Origin of the sequence: Chitinophaga sp. GbtcB8, assembly GCF_019091455.1 — a bacterium.
GTDB lineage: Bacteria > Bacteroidota > Bacteroidia > Chitinophagales > Chitinophagaceae > Chitinophaga.
This window is the reverse complement of sequence record NZ_JAGXJN010000002.1, coordinates 556,852-577,644: the sequence shown is the minus strand read 5'-3', so window position 1 is coordinate 577,644 and position 20,793 is coordinate 556,852. Positions and strand designations below refer to the sequence as shown.

The following is a 20,793-nucleotide window of genomic DNA, read 5'->3' as shown; positions in this document are numbered from 1 at the left end:
GTAATAGTGAAGAATTAATAATTAAAAATCAAGAATTAAAAAGTAAAATAATAAATATAAAAGTATAATGTAGTGGAGATTGGGGTAGTATTTATACGATACCTGTATGATTGAAATGAGGAAAGAATTAGCGTCATTGCGAGGCATAAACGGAGGTACCGGGCGTAGGTGCCGAAGCAATCTCCCGCCATTCAGATGATTGATTGCTTCGGCCCTATGGCAGGAGATTGCTTCGGCCCTGCTTCCCGCTCCCCCTTACACGCGGCCTCGCAATGACGCGAATCATTTAATTCTTAATTTTTACTTTATCCAGCAGCTCCCGCGCAGTAACCTCCCCGCTGTCAGCCGCCATGCTTAACCAGAACATAGCATAGGTTTCATTTTTTTCTACAGCCAGGCCATTGAGGTAATAACAGCCTACTTCTTTTTGCGCAACAGTTTTCCCGGCTTCAGCGGCCTGTAAAAAGTAGCGGAATGCTTTCAGGTGATCTGCTTTGCTAACAGCATTACGCTCATAAAATTCCGCCAGGTAATACATAGATTCCACATGCCCTACTGCGGCAGACCGCTCATATAACTCCAGGGCTATACGAATATTATAATCATTGGCTATGCCGAGCTGCGGCTGTAATTGTCCTTTGTTATCATAGGCAAAAGTACCTTTGAGCAGCTCAAAGGCCAGGCGGTTCTGGCATTCAGAACCTGCTACGGTAGCGCCCTGGTGCAGGTAACGCGCGGCTGACTTCAGGTTGCGGGCTTTATGATCTCCATAAAAAACAGCTTTAAAGGCAGGGAAACAGCAGCCTTCCTCATCCTGCAGGTCCTGGTCAGCGGTTTTGCAATACCACTCTGCAGCGGCATAGGGATCGCGGTCTTCCTCATAACCTTTATCAAAGTAACGGGCCAGGCAGGCCATAGCCTTCAGGTACCCCAGGGAGGCGCTTTTCATAAGATATTCCAGCGCCATTTTACGGTCTTCTTTATTGGGTTTAAAGAAGTAGCCGGGTACTACATGCACTCCTCTCCATAACAGGCGGCCCTCATAAATGCGCTTGCCTACCAGGTAGTAACAATGTGAGCTGCCATAGTGCATCCCCAGGTTCACGTAATGTGTGGCGGCGCTATAGTCGTGCGTGCGGGAGCGCTTTTCCAGCTCCAGCTCTGCCAGGCGTGCGCAGGCCCAGCCGCTGCCCTGCTGCACAATATTTTCCAGTATATGAATGGCTTTTACCCGGTTAATGATGCCGGTATTATGTTCCTCTCCCCTCCAGTATAGCTGCGCCAGCTGCTCACCGGCGGAAACATAACCTTCCCGCAGGGCCACCTGGTAATAATTCAGCGCTTTTAAAAGGTGGCTGGGCTGAGCGTTTAGCCCTTTCCGGTAGATATCGCCCAGGCGCATCATTGCAGCCGGATGCCCATAGCGGGCAGCACGCCGGTAATATACCACTGCCTGGTGGCTATCGGGATCGGCCTGGCTTAAACAGCCGGCATAATCGTATAATAACACTACATTCTCAGGGTGGTAAGACAGTGCTTCCTTGAAGTAGAGCAGGGCCTTCCCCCACTCCTTACGGCAGGCGTAAAACCGCGCCAGCGCCGGTGCACCACGGTGGGGCGACAGGCGGTACATGGTTTCAATATGCGGAAGCGCTTCTGTGGGCGCATTTTTACCCAGCCAGCAGTAAAAAGCATAGTGGCCACGGTATACGGCGCGTACCTCATTACGGGCATTGGCGGGCAGGCCGCTGTATAAAAGATAGGCATAAGCCTGCATGCTGTCTGACCATACGTCCGGCGGGCGGTGGTACAGCGGTTCGCCGTCCTTCACAATTACCTGGTGTATTTCCGGAGGTGTTTTGCGAAGGGCATCCAGCATGGCTATACGTAAAGTAATGGAAGCGGGCTCCAGCTGCAGGGCTTTTTTATACCAGTAAGGCAGCTGGTGCAGGTCGCCGGTTTCATCCAGCGTAAATTCTTTGGCAGTGCCATAACGTGGGTCTACTGCATTCATATAGCCCAGGTATAACCAGGCATGGAACGGCCTGCGGGAAAGCATTACAGCTGTTTCCAACAATGCGCCGGCATGGTCCATGCCATCTTTCAGGCTTCTTAAACTGTAAACAGATGCGGATGCTACGGGCAGTGAGCCCCTTTTCGTATAGGCGTCAGACAGGATACAATCTGCGAGGATAATATGCGCTGCATAGGATTGCGGGTAGCGGGCCTGCCATTGTACGGCCAGCTGCCAGGCACTTTTTAGTTTAATGGGATAATACCGCAGATATTTTTCCAGGTCGCCCGGAGTGTTCTCCTGCTGTTGTTCGTAACGCTCCTGTACTCCCCGGTATAAATATTCCAGTGTATCAATATCCTCCTCACGCACCAGTTCCAGTAAAAAAAGATAGTTTTTCAATCCGTTGTTCTGCATCATTGTTTCACCACATAATAGTATTGGTTAAATGGGTTACTGTTGTTCTGCAGGAACTGCTTTCAAGCGGATACAGGCCCCAGTGCAAGTTCTGCAATTTACGACGGTAAAATGTTAATAAGATGTAAATGATGAATTGTTTACTAATACGGACAAGAGATTTGTGTGGACTTCGTCCACAGTCCATGATCCATTGCATACTGCGCTGGATGCGTTATGCGGGGAATTGAGGACGATGTTATTAGCTTACAGCATGATCTGTTTAATGAGCAATCAGCCTTACACCGGACTATTCATCACACGTGCTACGCAATGGACCGTGGACTATTGCGGCCATCAGGAAACGGAAGAGAAACCATTCCCTCCTCCTTTATGCAGCTGCTCCAGTAAACGTGTGGCAATCGCATTTACAAGGTCGTTGTCTACAATACTGGATAATACAGGTTTAAGCGTACCGTTCTCCTGCCGGTAGTAGTCTATTGCATGATCCTCATCTATCAGCGCCCGGTAAAATGTTGCCCCATGTTCATGATGCAGGTTAATGTTAACTATGTGATTTTTCCCCTGCAGGTCAAAGTCGAGGATGAATTCCATTCTACAAAATACGAAAATTGCCGTATTTAGGCGTCACCGTTTTACCGGCACGCCCTTAATTGCATATTGGCTAACAGCTGCTGCCAACGGGCATCCCCCATTATTTGTACGGAATAGCTATTACATTCAGGGAAGCAGGGGCTGCATTAATAGCAAGGTGGTTACCCGCAGTGAGCGGCTGCGTAACAGGCACTACTTTTCCCGGATCATCCAGCGTATTAATAGCCAAGGTATTGGCGGTAAGCACCTGTTGCCGGGCAGCGCCTTTAGCGGCCTGTACACCCTGCAGGTTTATTTGCAGGGATTGCGCATGTGCGGACACATTTACAATTTTCAGGATCACCTGTTTTGCGGCTGCATCTATAGTAGCGCTGGCATACAGGCTATCTTTACCGGCCAGTACGGCGCCATTCTGCAAAATGGGCACCACCTGGGTACCTTTATTAGCCGAAAATAGCTTTTGTACATAATAGTTAGGTGTGCCAACTGCCCGCAGGTTATCGAACCAGATAAGGTCCGGGCGCCATTGCCAGGCTTCCACATGGGCAAACAGCGGGGCGTAGGATGCCATCTGCACCACATCGGCATTACGTTCCAGCCCGGTCATAAAAGCAGCTTCCGCCAGGGCGCTGCCCCAGGTGTTACGGCTTTCCGGCTCCGTACCTTCTTTGGTATGGGCGGCATATTCACCCGCAAAGATCTTAGGCCCCTTCTTGCGGTCGTAATTATCGTAACGGGATGCATTTGACAGGAACCACTGCGGGGGCATATAATAATGTTCATCAATAAAATCAGCCCGGCTGCTTTTCAGCTCTTTCCACAAATAATCAAACATAGGGCCTTTGGAGAACGGGCCTGCGCTGGATACCAGCTTAATATCCGGATATTTTGATTTAATGGCCTGTTCAAAGATCTTATACCGTTCTATGTACTGTGGGTCCCACTGTTCATTGCCCACACCCATCAGGGTTAAATGGAATGGCCCAGGGTGGCCCATAGCAGCACGCAGCGCACCCCATTTGGTATTAGCATCGCCATTGGCAAACTCTATGAGATCCAGCGCATCCTGTACATAAGGGTCCAGCTCATTCATGGCTACCACCTCACCGGTATTGAACTGGCAGGCCATGCCGCAGTTAAGGATGGGCAATGGTGCAGCGCCAATGTCTTCCGCCAGCTGAAAATATTCAAAGAACCCCAGGCCAAAGCTCTGGAAATAATCCGGGGTAGAGCGGTGTGAAAATTCTGTGTTCCAGCGGTTTACGATCAGGGTACGCTCCTCCGGTTTGCCTACTGTTTTCTTCCATTGATAACGGTTGGCCAGGTCCCGCCCTTCTACAATACAACCACCGGGAAAACGGATGAACCCGGGTTTAAGATCGGCCAGCATTTGCGCCAGATCAGCGCGCAGTCCATTGGGCCGATTCTTCCAGGTATTGGCCGGGAACAGGGATACCATATCCAGATCTATGCTGCCCTGCCCTTTGAATAACAGCTGCAGCTTACCTTTTGCGGCTGTGCCGGTGGCAGTAAGGGATACCTTATAGGGCTGCCAGCCGTCGTGAAAACCACTTAGTGCAGCTTCCCCAATGGGCTGATCCTTTTCATCCAGCAGCACTACCCTGGCCTGCAGGCCGGTACCGGCGGGCGCATTGGCCCACATGGAAAAATTATACTGCTGCCCCTTTGTAATGCCCATGCCGCGGAAGCCTTCATTGGATAAACCATAGCTGCCATTGGGCGCATCTACCATAATAGCAGCGTAACGCGGGTTGGCCGTGTTAACTGCCGTGCGGTTCACTATGAGGATATGACCAGTGTCTTTATTCTGTTTTACTTCCTTCCAGCCCATGAGCGGTGTAAAGAACTCAAAGGAGCGGTTCTTCACCAGCTCTGCATACAACCCGCCATCTGCCGCAAAATTGATGTCTTCAAAGAAGATCCCCCACATATTGGGAGGCACATTGGTAATGGGTTTATTGGCCTGCACGGTGAGCTGGGTTTGTGCGAAAGTTGGCGTGCTGCTTAGCGCTAATGTAGCGAGTACCAGGAATTTTTTGCAAAACATAACTATAAGTTATTACGTGGAAACATGTATGCCATACCTTAAAAGTATTGCACACGCCAATATACAAATAATATTTGTACGAATGACACTTAATAGGTAATTATGAATTGGAATACAGTAAATGATTGATGGAGATGCTATAATGGAAAAGTCCTGCGCCATAAGGCGCAGGACTTTTTTTATGAAGTACGCAATTCGTAATTAATAGTTCGTATTCTGTATCAGCACACCCTTACTCCGGTCTATTTCCTGCTGTGGTATGGGGAAGTAATAGTGTTTGGGACGTACAAAGGTACGTGCTGCTTCTACTACAGAGCCATCATAGGCCAGCTTGGGTTTGTTGTAGTATGTGGTGATGTCAATAAGCTTGGCTTTATCCCAGCGCATAAGATCCTGGTGGCGTTCGTTCTCACCACACAGCTCTACGCGGCGCTCGTGCATCAGCTGCGTCATACCGGCGCCTGCTACGGGCGGCAGTGCGGCAGATGCGCGTTTGCGTACGGCATTGATCTCTGCATCACCTGCGCCGGCGCCGGCAGTGCGGATCTTGGCTTCTGCTACCAGCAGGTAAATATCTGCGGAGCGCATGAGCGGCGTTTTTAAAGAGTAGTTCAAACCGCCGGAAGGTTTCCATGCGCAGAATTTGCGGTAGTGGCGGCCGGTGGTTGACAGGTCTGCGGTGTAGGTTGCTACTTCCGTACCAATGTCTATTTGATCGCCGGGTCCCATGAAGCAGACCGCCTTGCGCGGGTCATTGGCTTCAAATTCATCTACCAGCCCTTTTACAGGGTAAAAGAAGCTCCAGCCACCCCATGCGCGCGGCGCGTGGTAAGTAATGAAGTCTGAGTAACCCCAGCCATCCACTGTTTGCACGGCCAGCAGCATCTCTGAGTTGTTGCCGGTAGCAACCGAAAAGTTATCGGCATAATTGGTAGCCAGCGCATAGTTAGCGTTGGTAGTAACCTTGGTGCCGTATTCAATAGCTTTATCCAGCTTGTTCCAGTCCATATACAGCTTGGTGAGCAGGCCCCAGGCAGTGCCTTTGCTTACGCGGCCTTTGTCGGCGCTGGCCAGGGTTTCCGGCAGCAAATCGGCAGCCTGTAACAGGTCTGATTCTATCTGGGCGCGCAGTGTATCGCTGCTCACTTTGGGCTTGTTGTAGTTGCCGTTCAGCACATCATCTTCTGTAATGATGGGCGCCTCGCCATATACTACCAGCAAACGCCAGTAAGCATATGCGCGGAAGAAATGCGCTTCGCCCAGGCAGCGGCTCTTGATAGCAGGATCAATGTCCGTGATCTTGGGAATGTAGATGAGCGCATTGTTGGTGCGGTTAATGGTTTCATATTTCCAGCGCCAGCCTACCCTTACAGAATATGTAGAGGCGTCATACTTAAAGTCTTCTATGGCCTGGTCATAGTCGTGATCCCCGCCGCGGATCTGATCATCCGAACAGTTGTCAAACACAAACTCATTAAAGCCGGTATAATCTTCTTCCAGCAAAATATTGTAAATGCCGGTAATGCCGTCCAGCGCATCGCTCTGGTTGCGCCAGTAGTTACCGGTGGTATAACTTCCTTTAGGTTTTACGTCCAGCACATTGCAGGAGGCGGCCAGCAGGAACAGGGCGCAGGTACCTATATATATTATCCGTTGCATAATCTTATCTTTTAAGTTCCCTATGGTTAGAAATTAAGCGTTGCGCCAAAAGTAAAGCTCCTGGCCTGTGGGTAAGCTGCTACATCCACACCGCGCTGGCGGTTACCATCGCCGGTACCGCTGTAACCCAGCATAGGCGTTAACCCGGTGTAGTTGGTAATGATGAACAGGTTTTGCGCGGCTACGTATACACGAAAATCCGAGATGCCGCTGTTGCCCCATATTTTTGCAGGAACAGTGTAACCCAGCGCCACATTGCGCAGCGTAAAATAGTTACCGCTTTCTACAAAACGGTCAGATACGCGCAGGTTATTATTGGCTACATCGTTTGACAGGGTCATACGCGGTACTGTGTTGCTGGTACCTTCTCCATGCCAGCGGTTCAGCGCTTCTGCATACATATTGTACGGGTAGCCGGGGTCCATGCCCTGCATACGGTCTGCATTATACAGCTTTACACCTGCTACGCCGGTGAAGGACAGGCTAAGGTCAAAGCCTTTGTAGTTGGCCCCGGCCTGGATGCCATATGTCATTTTAGGATTGGGGCTGCCCAGGAAAGTGCGGTCATCTTCATCTACTATACCATCGCCATTCACATCCAGGAAGATCATATCACCGGGCTTAATATCCCCGCGGCGTGGATCTTTTGCTATGTTGGGATCAGCATCTATCTGCGCCTGGTTCTGATATACACCGCCTGTTTTCCAGCCGTAGAAGGATGCCAGGGGCTGCCCTTCATAGGTGCGGGAAATTTCCGCGCCCTGGCGGCCGTACACGATGGAGCCGATGTAGGAATCCTTATCGTACAGCTGCGTTACCTTATTCTTAATGAAAGAGGCGTTTGCGGCTATATTGTAGCTGAAGTCCTTGTTACCACCCTGGTAGCTAAGCTCTATTTCCCAGCCACGGTTATTCAGCTGGCCTATGTTACGGTCAGGGATACCTGCTGTACCATGTTCATCCAGCTCCGGTGCAGGCACCAGCATATCGCGGGTATTCTTGTTAAAGTAAGTGATGGTAGCGTTCAGCTTATTTTCCAGCACGCCTATTTCTGCGCTTACGTTGGTCATTTCTGCTTTTTCCCAGGTGATATCCGGGTTAGCAAGGCGGGAGTTCCATACGCCGGTGTAAGGATTTTCGCCGAATGAATAGCGGCGGTCGCGCGTAATGGGCGCCAGGTATTGGAAGTCATTGACATTCTGGTTACCTAACTGACCCCAGCCGCCGGTTACTTTCAGGTTAGAAATAAAGGGTACGCTATTCTTAAAGAATGTTTCGTCTGAAATGCGCCAGCCCAGTGAAAAGGCAGGAAAATAACCCCAGCGTTTACCTTCGGGGAATTTGGAGGAACCATCTGCACGGAAGGTGGCTGTTAACAGGTATTTATCCTTAAAGCTGTAAAAGCCTCTTACAAAACCGGAGGCCAGTGCGCTTTGCGCATTGAAATTGCCATTAATGGCATGGTAGTCGTTGCCGTTATCCAGCACGCGCTGGTCGGGCGCTTCATCATTCAGACCCCAGCTTTCTGCGCGGAAGAAATAACCATTGGTGGTTTGTACAGAGTAACCACCGGTTAAGGTTACACGATGTTTTTGTGCAAACAGGTGGTTAAAGGTCAGGAATACCTCGCCCAGCTCTGACTTATTGCTTTCGCTGCGGTTCCACAGCTCGGCATGGTCACGGGTACGGGTCTGGTCCAGCACTTTGGGTACAAAGCTGTACTGGTTATAGATGCTGCCATCAAAGCCGTAGTTACCGCGTAAGGTTAAACCCTGCAGGATCTCGATCTCTGCATACACATTACCCAGCAGGCGGTAGTTCTTATTCCAGGTGTCGGTGGTTTGTGCGGTGAACACAGGGTTGTTAATATCCCCCAGCTCGTTGCTGGCCTGTGAGGAGCCGTAGCTGCCATCAGGGTTCATTACCGGTATGGCCGGGTTAAAACGCAGGGCGCTGAACAGCAGGCCGGTTTGTGATGAGTAGGTATCAAAACCCTGGTTCTGTTTGTAGCTCAGCTGCAGGTTCTCCCCTATTTTCAGGCGTTTGCCCAGCTTATGCTCAGAGTTAATGCGCATAGAATACCTTTTGAAATAGGTATTTTCCACCAGGCCTTTTTCATCGTAATAACCGGCGCTGAACATATAGTTGGAGCTATTGTTACCACCGCGGATGCTTACATCTGCATTGGTTACATTGCCCGAGCCCAGAATGGCATCCTGCCAGTCAGTGCGCTGGGTGGCGTAGTAAGGATCATTCCACACAGGATCTACCGTACCGCCGGAATTAGCATACCGCTCTTTTTTCAGCATTACCAGGTCGGGCGCGGTAAGCAAAGGAATGGTACGGATGGCGTTGGATACGCCGCGGTACACATTTGCAGATGCCCGCAGCTTTTCGCCGTAGTTACCTTTTTTAGTGGTGATGATGATAACCCCGTTGGCGGCACGTGTACCGTAAATGGCGGAGGAAGATGCATCTTTTAATATTCCCATGGAGGCGATATCATTGGGATTTACATCATTGATGCCGCTTGCAGGCACCCCGTCTATTACCACCAGCGGTTCTGCATTATTAATGGTACCTGTACCGCGGATACGGATGCTGGGCGTGGTACCAGGCGATCCGTCGGAACGCACAATATCCACCCCGCTGGCCCGTCCCTGCAGGGCCTGGGCCGCATCGCTCACGGGCAGGTTCTTAATGTCGGCGCCTTTTATTGAGGAGATGGTGCCCGTAGCATCGCGGCGGGTTTGTGTACCATAACCTACTACCAGCACTTCATTCAGCCCTTTGCTGGATACTTCCAGGGCAATGTTCACGTTGTTGGATTGCTCACCGATGGTGAAGGTTTGCTGGCGATAGCCAACGTAGGAAAAACTAAGCGCGCGTACGCCGGCAGGCACCTGTATGGAAAAACGGCCTGCGGCATCTGTGACCGCGCCCCCTGCTGCGCCCTGCAGGGTAATGGTTACGCCGGGCAGGCCTGTACTATCTGCAGTACTGGTCACCTTTCCGGTAATGATGCGCTGCGCTAGTGCCGTGTTCACACACAGGCATAACAACAAAAGGAAGCAACATGACTTCCATGAGTAAAACTTTTGCATAGCAGGAAAAATAAGTAAGTGATAAACGATTCAGCTATCTGGTCGTAATAAATGAATAATGCTGTGATCCTCTCTACAATTCAAAGAAATAAAAAAGCCGCCCAATAATGTATAGGCTAAAAATGGCTACCCGATTGTTAGTATGGACTGGCCAATCATTGTTCCCCTGTAAGTGTGCTCATAATATAGTTAGTTAGTTAAAGATACAGCGCGGACAAAACTAATGTAATAGTATTTTAGCCACATGACATGCTGCATTAACGATGTGTTAATTCCCCGGCTGAAAGCAGAAAGCGTAAAGCAGAAAGCTGATTGTGTTACGCTTTATGGTATGTGCCTCTGAATGGATAAACTGTTACCAATACAAGGGCTTAAAGCTTTATGCCTTCTGCTTTGCGCTTTACGCTTTGACTATAAATGTAATAACTTTAATGTTTTCACATCATCTTTTTTGTTTTCATTTAAAATTTTGAGGAGATATACCCCATTTCCTGCAGCTGCAGGATGGGTTAACAAGTGTAAGGGGTTTTATTTTTTAAGGGCAATAGTATTTACCAGGGTGCCAATGGGGTCAATGGTGATCTGCACCACATCGTTCTCCTGCAGGGTAAAGCTGCTGTCGGGCACCAGGCAGGTGCCGGTCATCAGGTAACAGCCATCGGGAAAATCGCATTCGCGGTACAGGAAACCGGCCAGCTCCTGGTGGCCGCGTTTCATTTGACTGATGGGTACTGCATCGCTGTACTGCGGCTGCCCGTTGCGCAGTATCTGCATCCTGATCTCTGTATCCGGCGGAATGGTTTGATCAGGTACCAGCAGGCATGGGCCAATGGCTGCACTTTTTTCATATGTCTTTGCCTGCGGCAGGTACAGGGGGTTCTCTCCTTCTATGCTGCGGGAGCTCATGTCGTTGCCAATGGTATAACCCTGTATGGCGCCTTCGCGGTTAATGAACAGGGTTAGCTCCGGTTCTGGTACATTCCAGGTGGAATCCTTTCTGATATTTACTTTGTGACCATGACCTACAGCACGGCGTGCGGTGGATTTAAAGAACAGCTCCGGCCTTTCTGCTTCATATACCAGATCATAAAAAGTAGCGCCGCCTGTGTCTTCTGATTCTTCCATGCGGGCTACCTTACTACGGAAATAGGTAACACCTGCGGCCCATATTTCCTGGGAGCTGATGGGTGGCAGCAGGTGTTGCTGAATGGCGGTTTCCGCATCGCTGGCTGGTTGTGCGGCTGCTATGGCTTTGGAAAGACTGTTAAACAGGTCTGAAGCGTTCACCAGCGTATCCCAGCTGTTTTCCATGCGGTAGTAACGTTCATGGTAGTACGCAAAAATGCCCTTGGTAGTGTTGTATAAGCGGATAAGCTCCATTGATTTTAGATTTTAGATTTACGATTTTAGATTTCCCGGATCGTTGGAATTTACGATTTTAGATTTACGATTTTAGATTTGATGGAAACGGTTTACCAAAGTCCGGTCAGATCGTAAATCTAAAATCGTAAATCGTAAATCAAAAATTATTTTGGAAATGCGGTGCTGATGTCCTGGATGGACATATGCCAAAGCCGCTGTGCCAGGGAATCCATAGTGGCATAGGAGCCTTCCAGGTGCACTGTGGTTTGGCTGTAGGTCAGTGAATTGCCGGGAGCCAGCGGGCGAGCATCCGAAGAAGATTCCAGCTCATAGAAGGGGCCCATTTGGGAACCATCTTCCAGCGGGCCATCATTATAACAATTCACCACATCTCCTTTATAAGGTTCCTTTTGCTGCTCCCATTTTGAATTAACATATTTCCCGTTTCTATTAATGCTGAATAAGATGAGGGTGATAGCGCCACTTTCCACATCCACACTGCCAGCCATGGGTATGGCTATTTCCGGCGCCAGGCCTACCTTACCGCGCTTACGGCCATTGGCCTTCATAAGCAGCAGGCTGTCTTTTACCTGCAAATAACCAGGCGGGATCTTACCAAAATAATCATCATGAATGGCTGCTCTTGCATTAGCTCCTGCTTTAAAAGGTACTACGATCACGGTTTTGTCTGAAGGGGTGAACATGCCTAACAACCAGATGGATAAAAGGCCGGTACTTTCCTGCCAGGCGTTTTTGCCTTTATTGGTTAGGGTATTTTCCGTGCGGTAAGCTACGGTGGCAATGCTTTGCGGCAGCGTAAAACCCAGCTGCTGTATAAGGGTGGCGCGGTTCAGTAAGGTTATCTTACGTGAGATGCCTACCTGGAAATCAGCACCTGCATAGTTCTGCAAAACGCCTTCTTTGTAATAATGTACAGTGGTACTGCTTTGATCCTTCAGGTCAAAAACAGCGGTATCAATGAGGCCGGGTGTTTGCCAGTGCTCAAAGGCAAAGGGTTTTCCCTTGGGAAAGAACAGCGCATACTGCCCGCCTTCCGGGCCTAACCAGAAACGTTCCTCGCCACCGTAGGCATTAATATGCGGGTTGTATTTGCCAGATTCAATTAGTTTATAGTTAAGCCAGCCATAACTTTTGCCATGATAACCGCCGGCGCTGCTGGTCATAACACGGGCCTGGTAATCACCGGCTACCAATACCATGCTGCTATCGTCGGGGCTTTTGAGTGTTACCAGGTTGCCCAGGTGGTTGTGCAGAAAATTTTCATCCTGCTGAAAGGTGCCTGCATCCGTGGTTTGAGCAGCTTGCTGGTCGGCCTGTTTTGCCTGATCCGCTTGTTTAGGAGCCGGGTTGCAGGCCGCGAGGAGAAGGAGGGAAAGTGCGTGGAAAGGATACTTCATTGAATTATTAATTATCAATTACGAATTGGGTACTGCGGTAGCATCAGGTATGAATTATGCACGCGGAACAGTTGCGCAAATAACTACAGTTATACAGGCATAATGTAAGCAAAGTTTCCTGATCATTTACATTAAACATGGTTGATTAAATTACGAATTATTCATTATGAAGTGCAGCGTTTTTTTTGAATGTTACTGAAATAGGTGTTGGCCTGCTGCAGGGTTAACAGGCCATTCACCGTATCCTCTTTTCTAACTTCAACATATGCTCCCGGCGGGCTTTGATAATGCCCCTGCGTCTGTTTGTTCTTACTTCCTGTGTACCGTTGCGCGTTCATGATGGCAACCTCCTGGCGGAAGGAGCTGGCAACTCCGGATCATTCTGCAGGTGACGGAACAACCCGGGGAATAAAAAAGGCGGTATCCGGTTTATAGCTCCATACATGCCGCAGGTGACGGTGTGCAGGTATATCAACAAACGTGGAATATTAGCATACTGCAAATTGATTGTTTTTTTGATGACCGTATTATCCTTTACGAGCCAAAAATTATACTATATTGGCAATTATTACCTATTCAGGCGATTGTATTGTGTATTTTTGGATTAAAAACAAGTTCCACGTATGAAACCGATCCTCCGGAAAGTAGCTGTGCATGGCGGGCATTCCTTTAGTGTGCGGGAAGATGTGCTGCCTTACCTGTATAACCACTGGCATTATCACCCGGAAGTGGAGCTAACGCTCATTCGCAAGGGACGGGGCACCCGCCTGGTGGGCGACCATATGGAACGTTTTACCGATTGCGACCTGGTGCTGCTGGGCCCCAACCTGCCGCATATGTGGCGTAATGATGCAGACTATTTCCAACCGGATAGCGGGCTGCATATTGAAGCCGTGGCCATTCACTTTCACGAAAACTTCTGGGGCGATACCTTTTTACAGCTACCGGAAATGGAACCAGTGCGTATGCTGCTGAAACAGGCAGGCAGGGGCCTGCAGATACATGGGAAAGCCAAAGCTGCATTGTCGTTGCAGATGGAGGAAATATTACAGGCCAGCGGTCCGCAAAAGATCACCTTACTTATTCACCTGCTTACCGCGATTGCTGCTACGCCGGAAAAAAGTTTCCTCAGCAGCCTGGGTTTTGTGCAGGAATACAACCTGCAACGCACGGATAAGATCAACGAGATCTATCATTATACTTTTAACAACTTCACCCAGGCCCTTAGCATTGAAACTGTGGCAAAGGCAGTACACATCAGCCCCCACTCCTTTTGCAGGTATTTTAAAACACGTACCTCTAAAACGTATTTTCAATTCCTGGCGGAGCTGCGGATCGGGTATGCATGTAAGCTGCTGCTGGAAAATGATATGAGCATTGCACAGGTGGCATATTCATCGGGGTTTAATAACCTGGCGAACTTTAACCGGCAGTTTAAGGCTATTACCGGGAAAACGCCGATGGGGTATTTTAAGGGGTATGCGGGGAAGGTAGGGTGAAAACGTGCTGCTATTGTGGTAAGAACTGAAAATTAAATATGAGGTCACCTATGCTTTTCATAAGCGCTCTGAATGGAGCTGCCTTCATTGTATTGATCTTAGGACGGTCAATGTCTTCTCCGAAAGATAAGGTCAATAAATGCATTCTGGCATGAGAGTTTTTCTTAGCTAGTGGCTTTTCAAACATCTCATCTAACAAAGTAAAAGAAAAGTCATCCCGTGTAATTTCGGAACTGGTTACCATTACGGCAATGAAAGTGTTCTCATGTTGATTTGCTTCCAATATGGAGAGCACTATGTGCGGATGAGGTTCTCCATAATTGCTACCGTAAGGATGTGGAAGAAGAAATACGTCGCGCTGGTTAACGGCCATACAGTATCCTGTTCATTGTTTTGCCGGAACGGCTGACAGCGGTTTTTGCTTCTTCAGAAACTGCTGTCACTGGTTGTTTAAGGGTATTCTTTTTTAAAAGCCTCAGCGTGTCGTGCATGATCTCAAGGATCTCCGCTATTATATCGTGAGTAGCTTTTAATGCTTTAGACCTGGGATTAACCAAATGCTGTTCCAGGTCATTTTGAACAGCATAGATGTATTTAATTGTTTCTTCAATGCTTGCTATCTGCAGGCTCAGATTCTCATTCCTGATTTCCTCAACATTTTCTAACAGATAGACATAGGTACCTTTTAATTCCAACAGATAAGCAACCAGCTTTTTATTTGTTCTGCTTAAGAACCGGTTGGCAAGAAAAAAAGGACGCAAGACAAAATAGACGGAAACGACTATTTTATACTCACGGTTCTCTTTATACTGAGCACCCAAAATTGAATGGTAATCCAGTGCTATCATCTGAAATAAATCAATTACTTGCCTGATAAAGATACAAAATCAGGCCCATCCGGCCAAAGTATGCCACTCATCCATTTAACTTTCCCATCTCCCCGCTTCTTTGTAACTTTTATAATAACCCATCTTACACGGCATGCTCATCAAAACTGCTGTATATATGGTTGTTCTGCAAACCCTGCTTTTATCTGCACACGCACAGCAGGTGCGGCTGGCCACCCTGGACCAGCTGGAACAACGTTTTGCTGCAGGCCGTGATACTACTTACATCATAAACTTCTGGGCTACCTGGTGCGGCCCATGCGTACAGGAGCTTCCACATTTTGAACGGTTCGGGAAAACGTTACAGCATACACCGGTAAAGGTATTGCTGGTTAGCCTGGATGCACGGTCCAAACTAAAAAACGAAGTGATGCCGTTTGTGCAAAAAGCAAAACTGAAGAATGAAGTATTACTGCTTAATGAAACTGATCAGCAACAATACATAGACCGTATCAGCCCGCAATGGTCGGGCAGTATACCTGCCACACTTTTTATTAACAAAAGGAAACAGCTACGCCGCCTGGAAGAAAAGGAATTTACATACGACCAGCTACTGGCCTTGTACAACTCTTTAAAATAATACCGTTATGCGCAACTTACTCTTACTGGTGCTACTGCTGCCGGGTCTTTGTGCCCGGGCACAGGAAAAAGGTTACGCCGTAGGCGCGGTGGTAACCGATTTTAAACTGAAGAACGTTGATAACAACACCGTATCGCTGGCCAGCTACCCGGATGCCAGGGGGTACATTGTGATCTTTGGCTGTAACAGCTGTCCCGTATCCCGCGGTTATGAGAACCGTATGGTGGCATTGCAGGAAAAGTTCTCCGGTAAAGGGTTCCCGGTGATCATGATCAACCCTAATGACCCGGAAGTAGCAAGTAGTGAGAGTTTTGCCGATATGCAGCAGCATGCCCGCAAAAGCAGCCTGAACTTTCCCTACCTGGAAGATCCCGGACAAGTAGTGACCCGCCGCTTTGGCGCCCTGCGTACGCCGCATGTGTTTGTACTGCAGAAAACACCTAAAGGAATTGTAGTGGCTTATATTGGCGCAATTGACAATGATCCGGATAATGGAAATGCGCAGAAGATCAATTATGTGCAGAATGCGGTGAATAGCTTACTGGCTGGTCAGCAGCCGGAGGTAACATTTACGAAAGCTGTAGGATGCGGGGTGAAATCAAAGGGGTGAAAGAGCAAAATAAAAAAATCCATGGTCCATTGCCTTGAAAAAAGCAATAGACCATGGACTATTAATTATAAACTATCTTAGAAATTCCAGCCGGCCTTCAGACCGAAGAAACCCATGGTGCCATCTTTAAACCAGGCTTCGTATTTGCCTTCCAGGTCAAAGCCCAGTACGCGTATTCCTATACCCGGCGCAAAGATAGCCGCAGTACCATCGCCACCGGTGAGGTTAGCGGCGCCACCTTCTACCTTAACATACAGTAGCGGAATAGGTAACTTGTACTTAAGACCAACACGTACCGGTACAGCAGATAATGCATCGTACTTTACGTTGTTGCCCATACCATCGCTAACAGATTTACCGCCAAAGCGCATATAACTAACGGAGCCGGTTACACCCAGACCGCCGATCAGTTTAATATCCGCTCCCAGGCCTATACCATAGCCGGTATTGTGGGTGTCTTTCAGGTCGCCTACCGGAAAGCCGGCTTCCACAAAAGGACCAATACTGAATCTTTTCAATTGCGCTTTAGAAATGCTGCTGGTTACACACAGGATCAGCAACATACCAGTGATCGTAGAAAGGATCTTTTTCATCTGAGTGGTTTTGTTCGGAAAGGTTATTATAAATTTTGCGTAAATGTAAGTAATTATTTCATAAATAAATGAAAGAACCCCAACGGCTCAACCATTCTCTGTTATTAAGTGTTAACACATTAAACCATCCAGCAGGTAACCCGTCTTTTATAGCGTAACCGGTTGTCCTGCGGTGAGCCGCTGTTAAGTACTGTTAACGACTGTTAATTACTACTAACAAAACACAGACCAATTGAAAAAGTGCAGGTTATTTGCAGGCATCCGGCTATACCCTTTCATTCCGCTATTGCAAAAGGCTTAATGTATTACGAACAGGATATACCATGAACAGGATCATTATTTTCATGGCGGTCTTATGGATCGCCGGTGCAGGACCTTTACTGGCGCAGGATTCCACTACAGCCGGTTTGCCGGATAAATGGAGCCTGCAACAATGCCTGGATTATGCGCGAGCACATAATATTCAGTTAAGCAGCCTTCGCCTGAGCCAGGCCTCCAGTGAGCAGGACCTGCTGCAATCCCGCGCAGCACGGCTCCCCAGCCTGGGAGGTACGGTTACCCAATCCTTCACTAATTCCAAGAATACCAACCCCGTAGTAGGTGGCTTTCAAACACAATCCAGTCTGGCCAGCAACTATGCGCTAAGCTCCACTTGGATCTTATACCAGGGCGGGTACCTGCGTAATGACATCCGCGAAAAGAACCTGCTGCTGCAGACCGCCAATTTGAACATGCAGCAGGCGGAGAACGACATTACCCTGCAGATCACACAGGCATACCTGAACATTTTACTGGCGGGCGAGAACATTGTGTATGTAAAAGACCTGGTACAAACCTCGCAGGCGCAGCTGCAACAGGGACAACAGCTCTTTAACGCCGGCAGCATTGCCCGTAAAGACCTGGTACAGCTGGAAGCCCAGCAGGCCACAGATGCTTACTCGCTGGTAGTTGCGCAAAACACTTACCGGCAGAATTTACTAACCCTGAAACAGGTATTGCAGCTGCCTACAGCCTATACCTTTTCCATCGTACAGCCGGATACGTTACGGGCAGAAAAACCTGTACCATCACTGGAAGAAGCGCAACGTATTGCCCTGCAAACCAGGCCGGAAGTAAAGAACGGAGAGCTGGGCGTAACCATTGCGGAAGTAGGGCTGGAAAAAGCCAAAGCAGGTTATAAACCCACGCTTAGCCTGGGCGGTACCTTATCCAGCGGGTTTTCCGATAACCAGTCAAACAGCTACTGGCAGCAGCTGGATAATAACTTTTACCAGCGTGCAGGATTAACATTAGGTATTCCCATTTTCAGCAACCGGGTGAACAAGGCCAATGAAGCGCGTGCAAAGATCCAGATAGACCAGGCCAGGTTAACCCTGCAGGATACCAAAACCGTGTTAACACAGCAGGTAGAGCAATCTTACCTGAACCTGCAGAACGCACAGGAGCAATACAAAGCTGCGGAAAAACAGCTGGTGGCCAGTGAAGAGGGTTACCGCATTAGTGTAGAGCAAATGAAAATAGGCGCGGTGAATATAACTGACCTTGCCGTGCAAAAGAACCTGTATGTACAGGCGCTGCAGGCATTTATACAGGCTAAGTATGGCGCCATCCTGAATACCAGGATCTACGAGTTTTATATAGGAGAACCGGTTACTAATAATTAAGGGATAAAACGATAAACAACAGCAAATGAAATCAAAGATTCCATTTGGCAAATAAAACGACAAACAAGCACAAATGAAACGATATAAATGGTTAATAACAGGCATCATCATTATAGCAGCAGTAGCCATCTGGTTCCTGTTCTTCAGGCATAAGGAAGATCCGGTGATGATTGATACAGAAAAACCGGTGTATGGTTTTATTGCCAATGCCATTACGGCTACCGGCACTATACAGCCGGTGGATACAGTGTCTGTAGGTACACAGGTATCCGGCACCATCCGCGTTATTTATGCGGATTTTAATACGCAGGTGAAAAAGAACCAGCTGATAGCGGAGCTGGATAAATCATTGTTGCAGGCGCAGGTGGATCAGTTTCAGGCCAACCTGGCTGCTGCTCAGGACCAGCTGGTGTTCCAGCAAAGTAACTACAGCCGTCAATCGCAGCTGTACAATGTAGGCGCTATCAGCAAGGCCGATTATGAAACGGCCCTGTACCAGTTCAACAGCGCCAAAGCTAATGTGGCGGCAATTAAAGCACAATTGCAATCAGCCAACAAAAACCTTTCGTATGCCAACATTTATTCTCCTATTGACGGTGTGGTGTTAAACAGGAGTGTGAACATAGGGCAAACAGTAGCAGCCAGCTTTAACACCCCTACCCTTTTTATTTTAGCAAAAGACCTTACTAAAATGCAGGTACAGGCCAGCGTGGATGAAGCGGATATTGGCAACGTGGAAAAAGGACAGCGTGTAACCTTTACCGTGGATGCGTTCCCGGACGATGTATTTAACGGCACCGTGCAGGAAGTACGCCTGCAGCCCAGCACTTCTGCTAACGTGGTTACCTATACTACCATCATAGACGCGCCCAATAACGACATGCGCCTGAAACCCGGCATGACGGCCAACATCACCATCTACACCAAAGAAGCCAAGAATGCTTTGCTGGTAAGCGCAAAAGCGCTGAAATTCAAACCGGATTCCGCCCTGCTGAAAGATTATGTGATCATAGGGCGAAGGGATACCTCTCATGGCAAAACAGAACCTGGCTTTTACCGCAGCAAACGCCCGGATACTTTGAGAACACAAACGGATACCACTAAACGCTTAACCTCTCCGGATGAAGCGGCACGTCCTGCTGCAGTATGGATCAAACGGGGCGATACCCTTATGCGCCGCCGTATTATGACAGGACTGAATGATGAAACTAATGTGCAGGTAATGAGCGGGCTGGATACGTCGGATATTGTGGTGAATGATGCAAGACGTGTTACTAAAAAGGAAAAGAACGCCGCAACGAAAAGCCCGTTTATGCCGACAAGGCCGGGCAGAGGTGGCAGCAGCCGCAGTGGCGGAGGAACAGGACCGAGGTAGATGTGCAGATGTTTGAAATTTGCTAATGTGCTGATGTGCTAATATGCTGGTTTTTATAATGAGCGATGGAGTTAAATGATAAATAGCTGGATAAAAGAGGATACAGGATGCTGATGATGAATGGATGAGAATGGGATGAGTTAATAAAGTTTTGAAGCTGAGATGTGCGGAGTGAATGATAATGAAACTATAATGAAATGGGTAAGATACTAGAGCTACATGACCTGAAGCGGGAGTTTAGAATGGGTACGGAGATTGTTCGCGCGCTGAAAGGCGTATCGTTTGAGGTAACAACCGGAGAATTTGTAACTATTATGGGCAGCAGCGGCAGCGGCAAAACTACGCTGCTGAATTTATTGGGCTGCCTGGATAAACCTACCTCAGGGGTATACCAGCTGGATGGCGTGGATATCAGTAAGCTATCGCGGGATGAGCTGGCGCGGCTGCGTAACCGCAAGATCGGTTTTGTGTTCCAGTCCTATAATCTGCTGGCGCGTACCAGCGCGCTGGAAAATGTGGAGCTGCCCTTATTCTACAACTCCGGGCTTACTGCCCACGACCGGAAGGAACGGGCCGTGAAAGCGCTGGAAGCAGTGAAGCTGGCAGAGCGCCTGGATCATATGCCAAACCAGCTATCCGGCGGGCAGCAGCAGCGTGTAGCCATTGCCCGTGCATTGGTGAACGAGCCGGTAATGATATTGGCCGATGAAGCTACCGGCAACCTGGACACCCGCACTTCATACGAGATCATGGCGCTGCTACAGGAGCTGAACCAGGCCGGCAAAACGATTGTATTCGTAACACACGAACCGGATATTGCCGCCTTTAGCAGCCGTACCGTAATGCTGCGCGATGGTAAAGTGATCCGCGACAGCAAGAATGAAAATGTACGGTCTGCACGGCAGGCGCTAAGCGAGCTGCCGGTGGCGGATGATTATTAAAAAACAAA

At 48.7% G+C, this 20,793-nt stretch carries 16 protein-coding genes; 6 read left to right on the top strand and 10 right to left on the bottom strand.

Annotation, left to right across the window (positions count from 1 at the left end):
• Positions 1-286 precede the first annotated feature (286 nt).
• From KVT36_RS05250 to KVT36_RS05220, 7 genes are all read right to left on the bottom strand, one after another.
• Positions 287-2,434 (bottom strand): tetratricopeptide repeat protein, encoded by a 2,148-nt coding sequence (locus tag KVT36_RS05250; protein ID WP_217602445.1) that lies wholly within the window; start codon positions 2,432-2,434, stop codon positions 287-289.
• Positions 2,435-2,767: 333 nt separating this feature from the next.
• Entirely contained in the window at positions 2,768-3,025 is a 258-nt protein-coding gene (locus KVT36_RS05245) for a hypothetical protein (protein WP_217602444.1), read from the bottom strand.
• A gap of 100 nt (positions 3,026-3,125) precedes the next feature.
• Positions 3,126-5,093, bottom strand: coding sequence for an alpha-L-arabinofuranosidase C-terminal domain-containing protein (locus KVT36_RS05240; protein ID WP_217602443.1), 1,968 nt, complete (start codon positions 5,091-5,093; stop codon positions 3,126-3,128).
• Between the two features lie 201 nt (positions 5,094-5,294).
• On the bottom strand, positions 5,295-6,752 hold the full coding sequence (locus KVT36_RS05235; RefSeq protein WP_217602442.1) for a RagB/SusD family nutrient uptake outer membrane protein: 1,458 nt from the start codon (positions 6,750-6,752) through the stop codon (positions 5,295-5,297).
• Between the two features lie 26 nt (positions 6,753-6,778).
• On the bottom strand, positions 6,779-9,799 hold the full coding sequence (locus KVT36_RS05230; RefSeq protein ID WP_217602441.1) for a TonB-dependent receptor: 3,021 nt from the start codon (positions 9,797-9,799) through the stop codon (positions 6,779-6,781).
• 585 nt (positions 9,800-10,384) lie between these two features.
• On the bottom strand, positions 10,385-11,236 hold the full coding sequence (locus KVT36_RS05225; protein WP_217602440.1) for a fumarylacetoacetate hydrolase family protein: 852 nt from the start codon (positions 11,234-11,236) through the stop codon (positions 10,385-10,387).
• A gap of 146 nt (positions 11,237-11,382) precedes the next feature.
• Positions 11,383-12,636: a DUF6786 family protein gene (locus KVT36_RS05220; protein ID WP_217602439.1), complete on the bottom strand. Its 1,254-nt coding sequence runs from the start codon at positions 12,634-12,636 to the stop codon at positions 11,383-11,385.
• Positions 12,637-13,259: 623 nt separating this feature from the next.
• On the opposite strand from KVT36_RS05220, the gene KVT36_RS05215 reads away from it, so the two are divergent.
• The gene (locus KVT36_RS05215) at positions 13,260-14,135 is read left to right on the top strand and encodes an AraC family transcriptional regulator (protein WP_217602438.1); all 876 of its coding nucleotides are present in this window, start codon (positions 13,260-13,262) and stop codon (positions 14,133-14,135) included.
• A gap of 10 nt (positions 14,136-14,145) precedes the next feature.
• Here the strand turns inward: KVT36_RS05215 and KVT36_RS05210 are convergent, their stop codons facing one another.
• Complete coding sequence (locus KVT36_RS05210) at positions 14,146-14,508, bottom strand: type II toxin-antitoxin system PemK/MazF family toxin (RefSeq protein ID WP_217602437.1); 363 nt, start codon at positions 14,506-14,508, stop codon at positions 14,146-14,148.
• Positions 14,498-14,983, bottom strand: coding sequence for a hypothetical protein (locus KVT36_RS05205; protein ID WP_217602436.1), 486 nt, complete (start codon positions 14,981-14,983; stop codon positions 14,498-14,500). The genes KVT36_RS05210 and KVT36_RS05205 overlap by 11 nt, the downstream gene beginning before the upstream one ends.
• Before the next feature lie 157 nt (positions 14,984-15,140).
• On the opposite strand from KVT36_RS05205, the gene KVT36_RS05200 reads away from it, so the two are divergent.
• Together KVT36_RS05200 and KVT36_RS05195 are read left to right on the top strand one after the other, a co-directional pair.
• Entirely contained in the window at positions 15,141-15,602 is a 462-nt protein-coding gene (locus tag KVT36_RS05200; RefSeq protein WP_217602435.1) for a TlpA disulfide reductase family protein, read from the top strand.
• 7 nt (positions 15,603-15,609) lie between these two features.
• Positions 15,610-16,212 (top strand): redoxin domain-containing protein, encoded by a 603-nt coding sequence (locus KVT36_RS05195; RefSeq protein WP_217602434.1) that lies wholly within the window; start codon positions 15,610-15,612, stop codon positions 16,210-16,212.
• Between the two features lie 77 nt (positions 16,213-16,289).
• Here KVT36_RS05195 and KVT36_RS05190 read toward each other — a convergent pair whose 3' ends face one another.
• Entirely contained in the window at positions 16,290-16,805 is a 516-nt protein-coding gene (locus tag KVT36_RS05190) for a hypothetical protein (RefSeq protein WP_238386551.1), read from the bottom strand.
• A gap of 323 nt (positions 16,806-17,128) precedes the next feature.
• On the opposite strand from KVT36_RS05190, the gene KVT36_RS05185 reads away from it, so the two are divergent.
• The 3 genes from KVT36_RS05185 to KVT36_RS05175 all read left to right on the top strand — a co-directional run bounded on the left by KVT36_RS05185 (position 17,129) and on the right by KVT36_RS05175 (position 20,785).
• Positions 17,129-18,469: a TolC family protein gene (locus tag KVT36_RS05185; protein WP_217602433.1), complete on the top strand. Its 1,341-nt coding sequence runs from the start codon at positions 17,129-17,131 to the stop codon at positions 18,467-18,469.
• A 73-nt stretch (positions 18,470-18,542) separates the two neighbouring features.
• Complete coding sequence (locus tag KVT36_RS05180) at positions 18,543-19,844, top strand: efflux RND transporter periplasmic adaptor subunit (RefSeq protein ID WP_217602432.1); 1,302 nt, start codon at positions 18,543-18,545, stop codon at positions 19,842-19,844.
• Positions 19,845-20,041: 197 nt separating this feature from the next.
• On the top strand, positions 20,042-20,785 hold the full coding sequence (locus KVT36_RS05175; RefSeq protein WP_254639841.1) for an ABC transporter ATP-binding protein: 744 nt from the start codon (positions 20,042-20,044) through the stop codon (positions 20,783-20,785).
• Positions 20,786-20,793 lie beyond the last annotated feature (8 nt).

Coding starts and splice junctions, on each gene's coding strand:
- KVT36_RS05250 (WP_217602445.1), bottom strand. CDS start 2,434: ATGATGCAGAACAACGGATTGAAAAACTATCTTTTTTTACTGGAACTG.
- KVT36_RS05245 (WP_217602444.1), bottom strand. CDS start 3,025: ATGGAATTCATCCTCGACTTTGACCTGCAGGGGAAAAATCACATAGTT.
- KVT36_RS05240 (WP_217602443.1), bottom strand. CDS start 5,093: ATGTTTTGCAAAAAATTCCTGGTACTCGCTACATTAGCGCTAAGCAGC.
- KVT36_RS05235 (WP_217602442.1), bottom strand. CDS start 6,752: ATGCAACGGATAATATATATAGGTACCTGCGCCCTGTTCCTGCTGGCC.
- KVT36_RS05225 (WP_217602440.1), bottom strand. CDS start 11,236: ATGGAGCTTATCCGCTTATACAACACTACCAAGGGCATTTTTGCGTAC.
- KVT36_RS05220 (WP_217602439.1), bottom strand. CDS start 12,636: ATGAAGTATCCTTTCCACGCACTTTCCCTCCTTCTCCTCGCGGCCTGC.
- KVT36_RS05215 (WP_217602438.1), top strand. CDS start 13,260: ATGAAACCGATCCTCCGGAAAGTAGCTGTGCATGGCGGGCATTCCTTT.
- KVT36_RS05210 (WP_217602437.1), bottom strand. CDS start 14,508: ATGGCCGTTAACCAGCGCGACGTATTTCTTCTTCCACATCCTTACGGT.
- KVT36_RS05205 (WP_217602436.1), bottom strand. CDS start 14,983: ATGATAGCACTGGATTACCATTCAATTTTGGGTGCTCAGTATAAAGAG.
- KVT36_RS05200 (WP_217602435.1), top strand. CDS start 15,141: ATGGTTGTTCTGCAAACCCTGCTTTTATCTGCACACGCACAGCAGGTG.
- KVT36_RS05195 (WP_217602434.1), top strand. CDS start 15,610: ATGCGCAACTTACTCTTACTGGTGCTACTGCTGCCGGGTCTTTGTGCC.
- KVT36_RS05190 (WP_238386551.1), bottom strand. CDS start 16,805: ATGAAAAAGATCCTTTCTACGATCACTGGTATGTTGCTGATCCTGTGT.
- KVT36_RS05185 (WP_217602433.1), top strand. CDS start 17,129: ATGAACAGGATCATTATTTTCATGGCGGTCTTATGGATCGCCGGTGCA.
- KVT36_RS05180 (WP_217602432.1), top strand. CDS start 18,543: ATGAAACGATATAAATGGTTAATAACAGGCATCATCATTATAGCAGCA.
- KVT36_RS05175 (WP_254639841.1), top strand. CDS start 20,042: ATGGGTAAGATACTAGAGCTACATGACCTGAAGCGGGAGTTTAGAATG.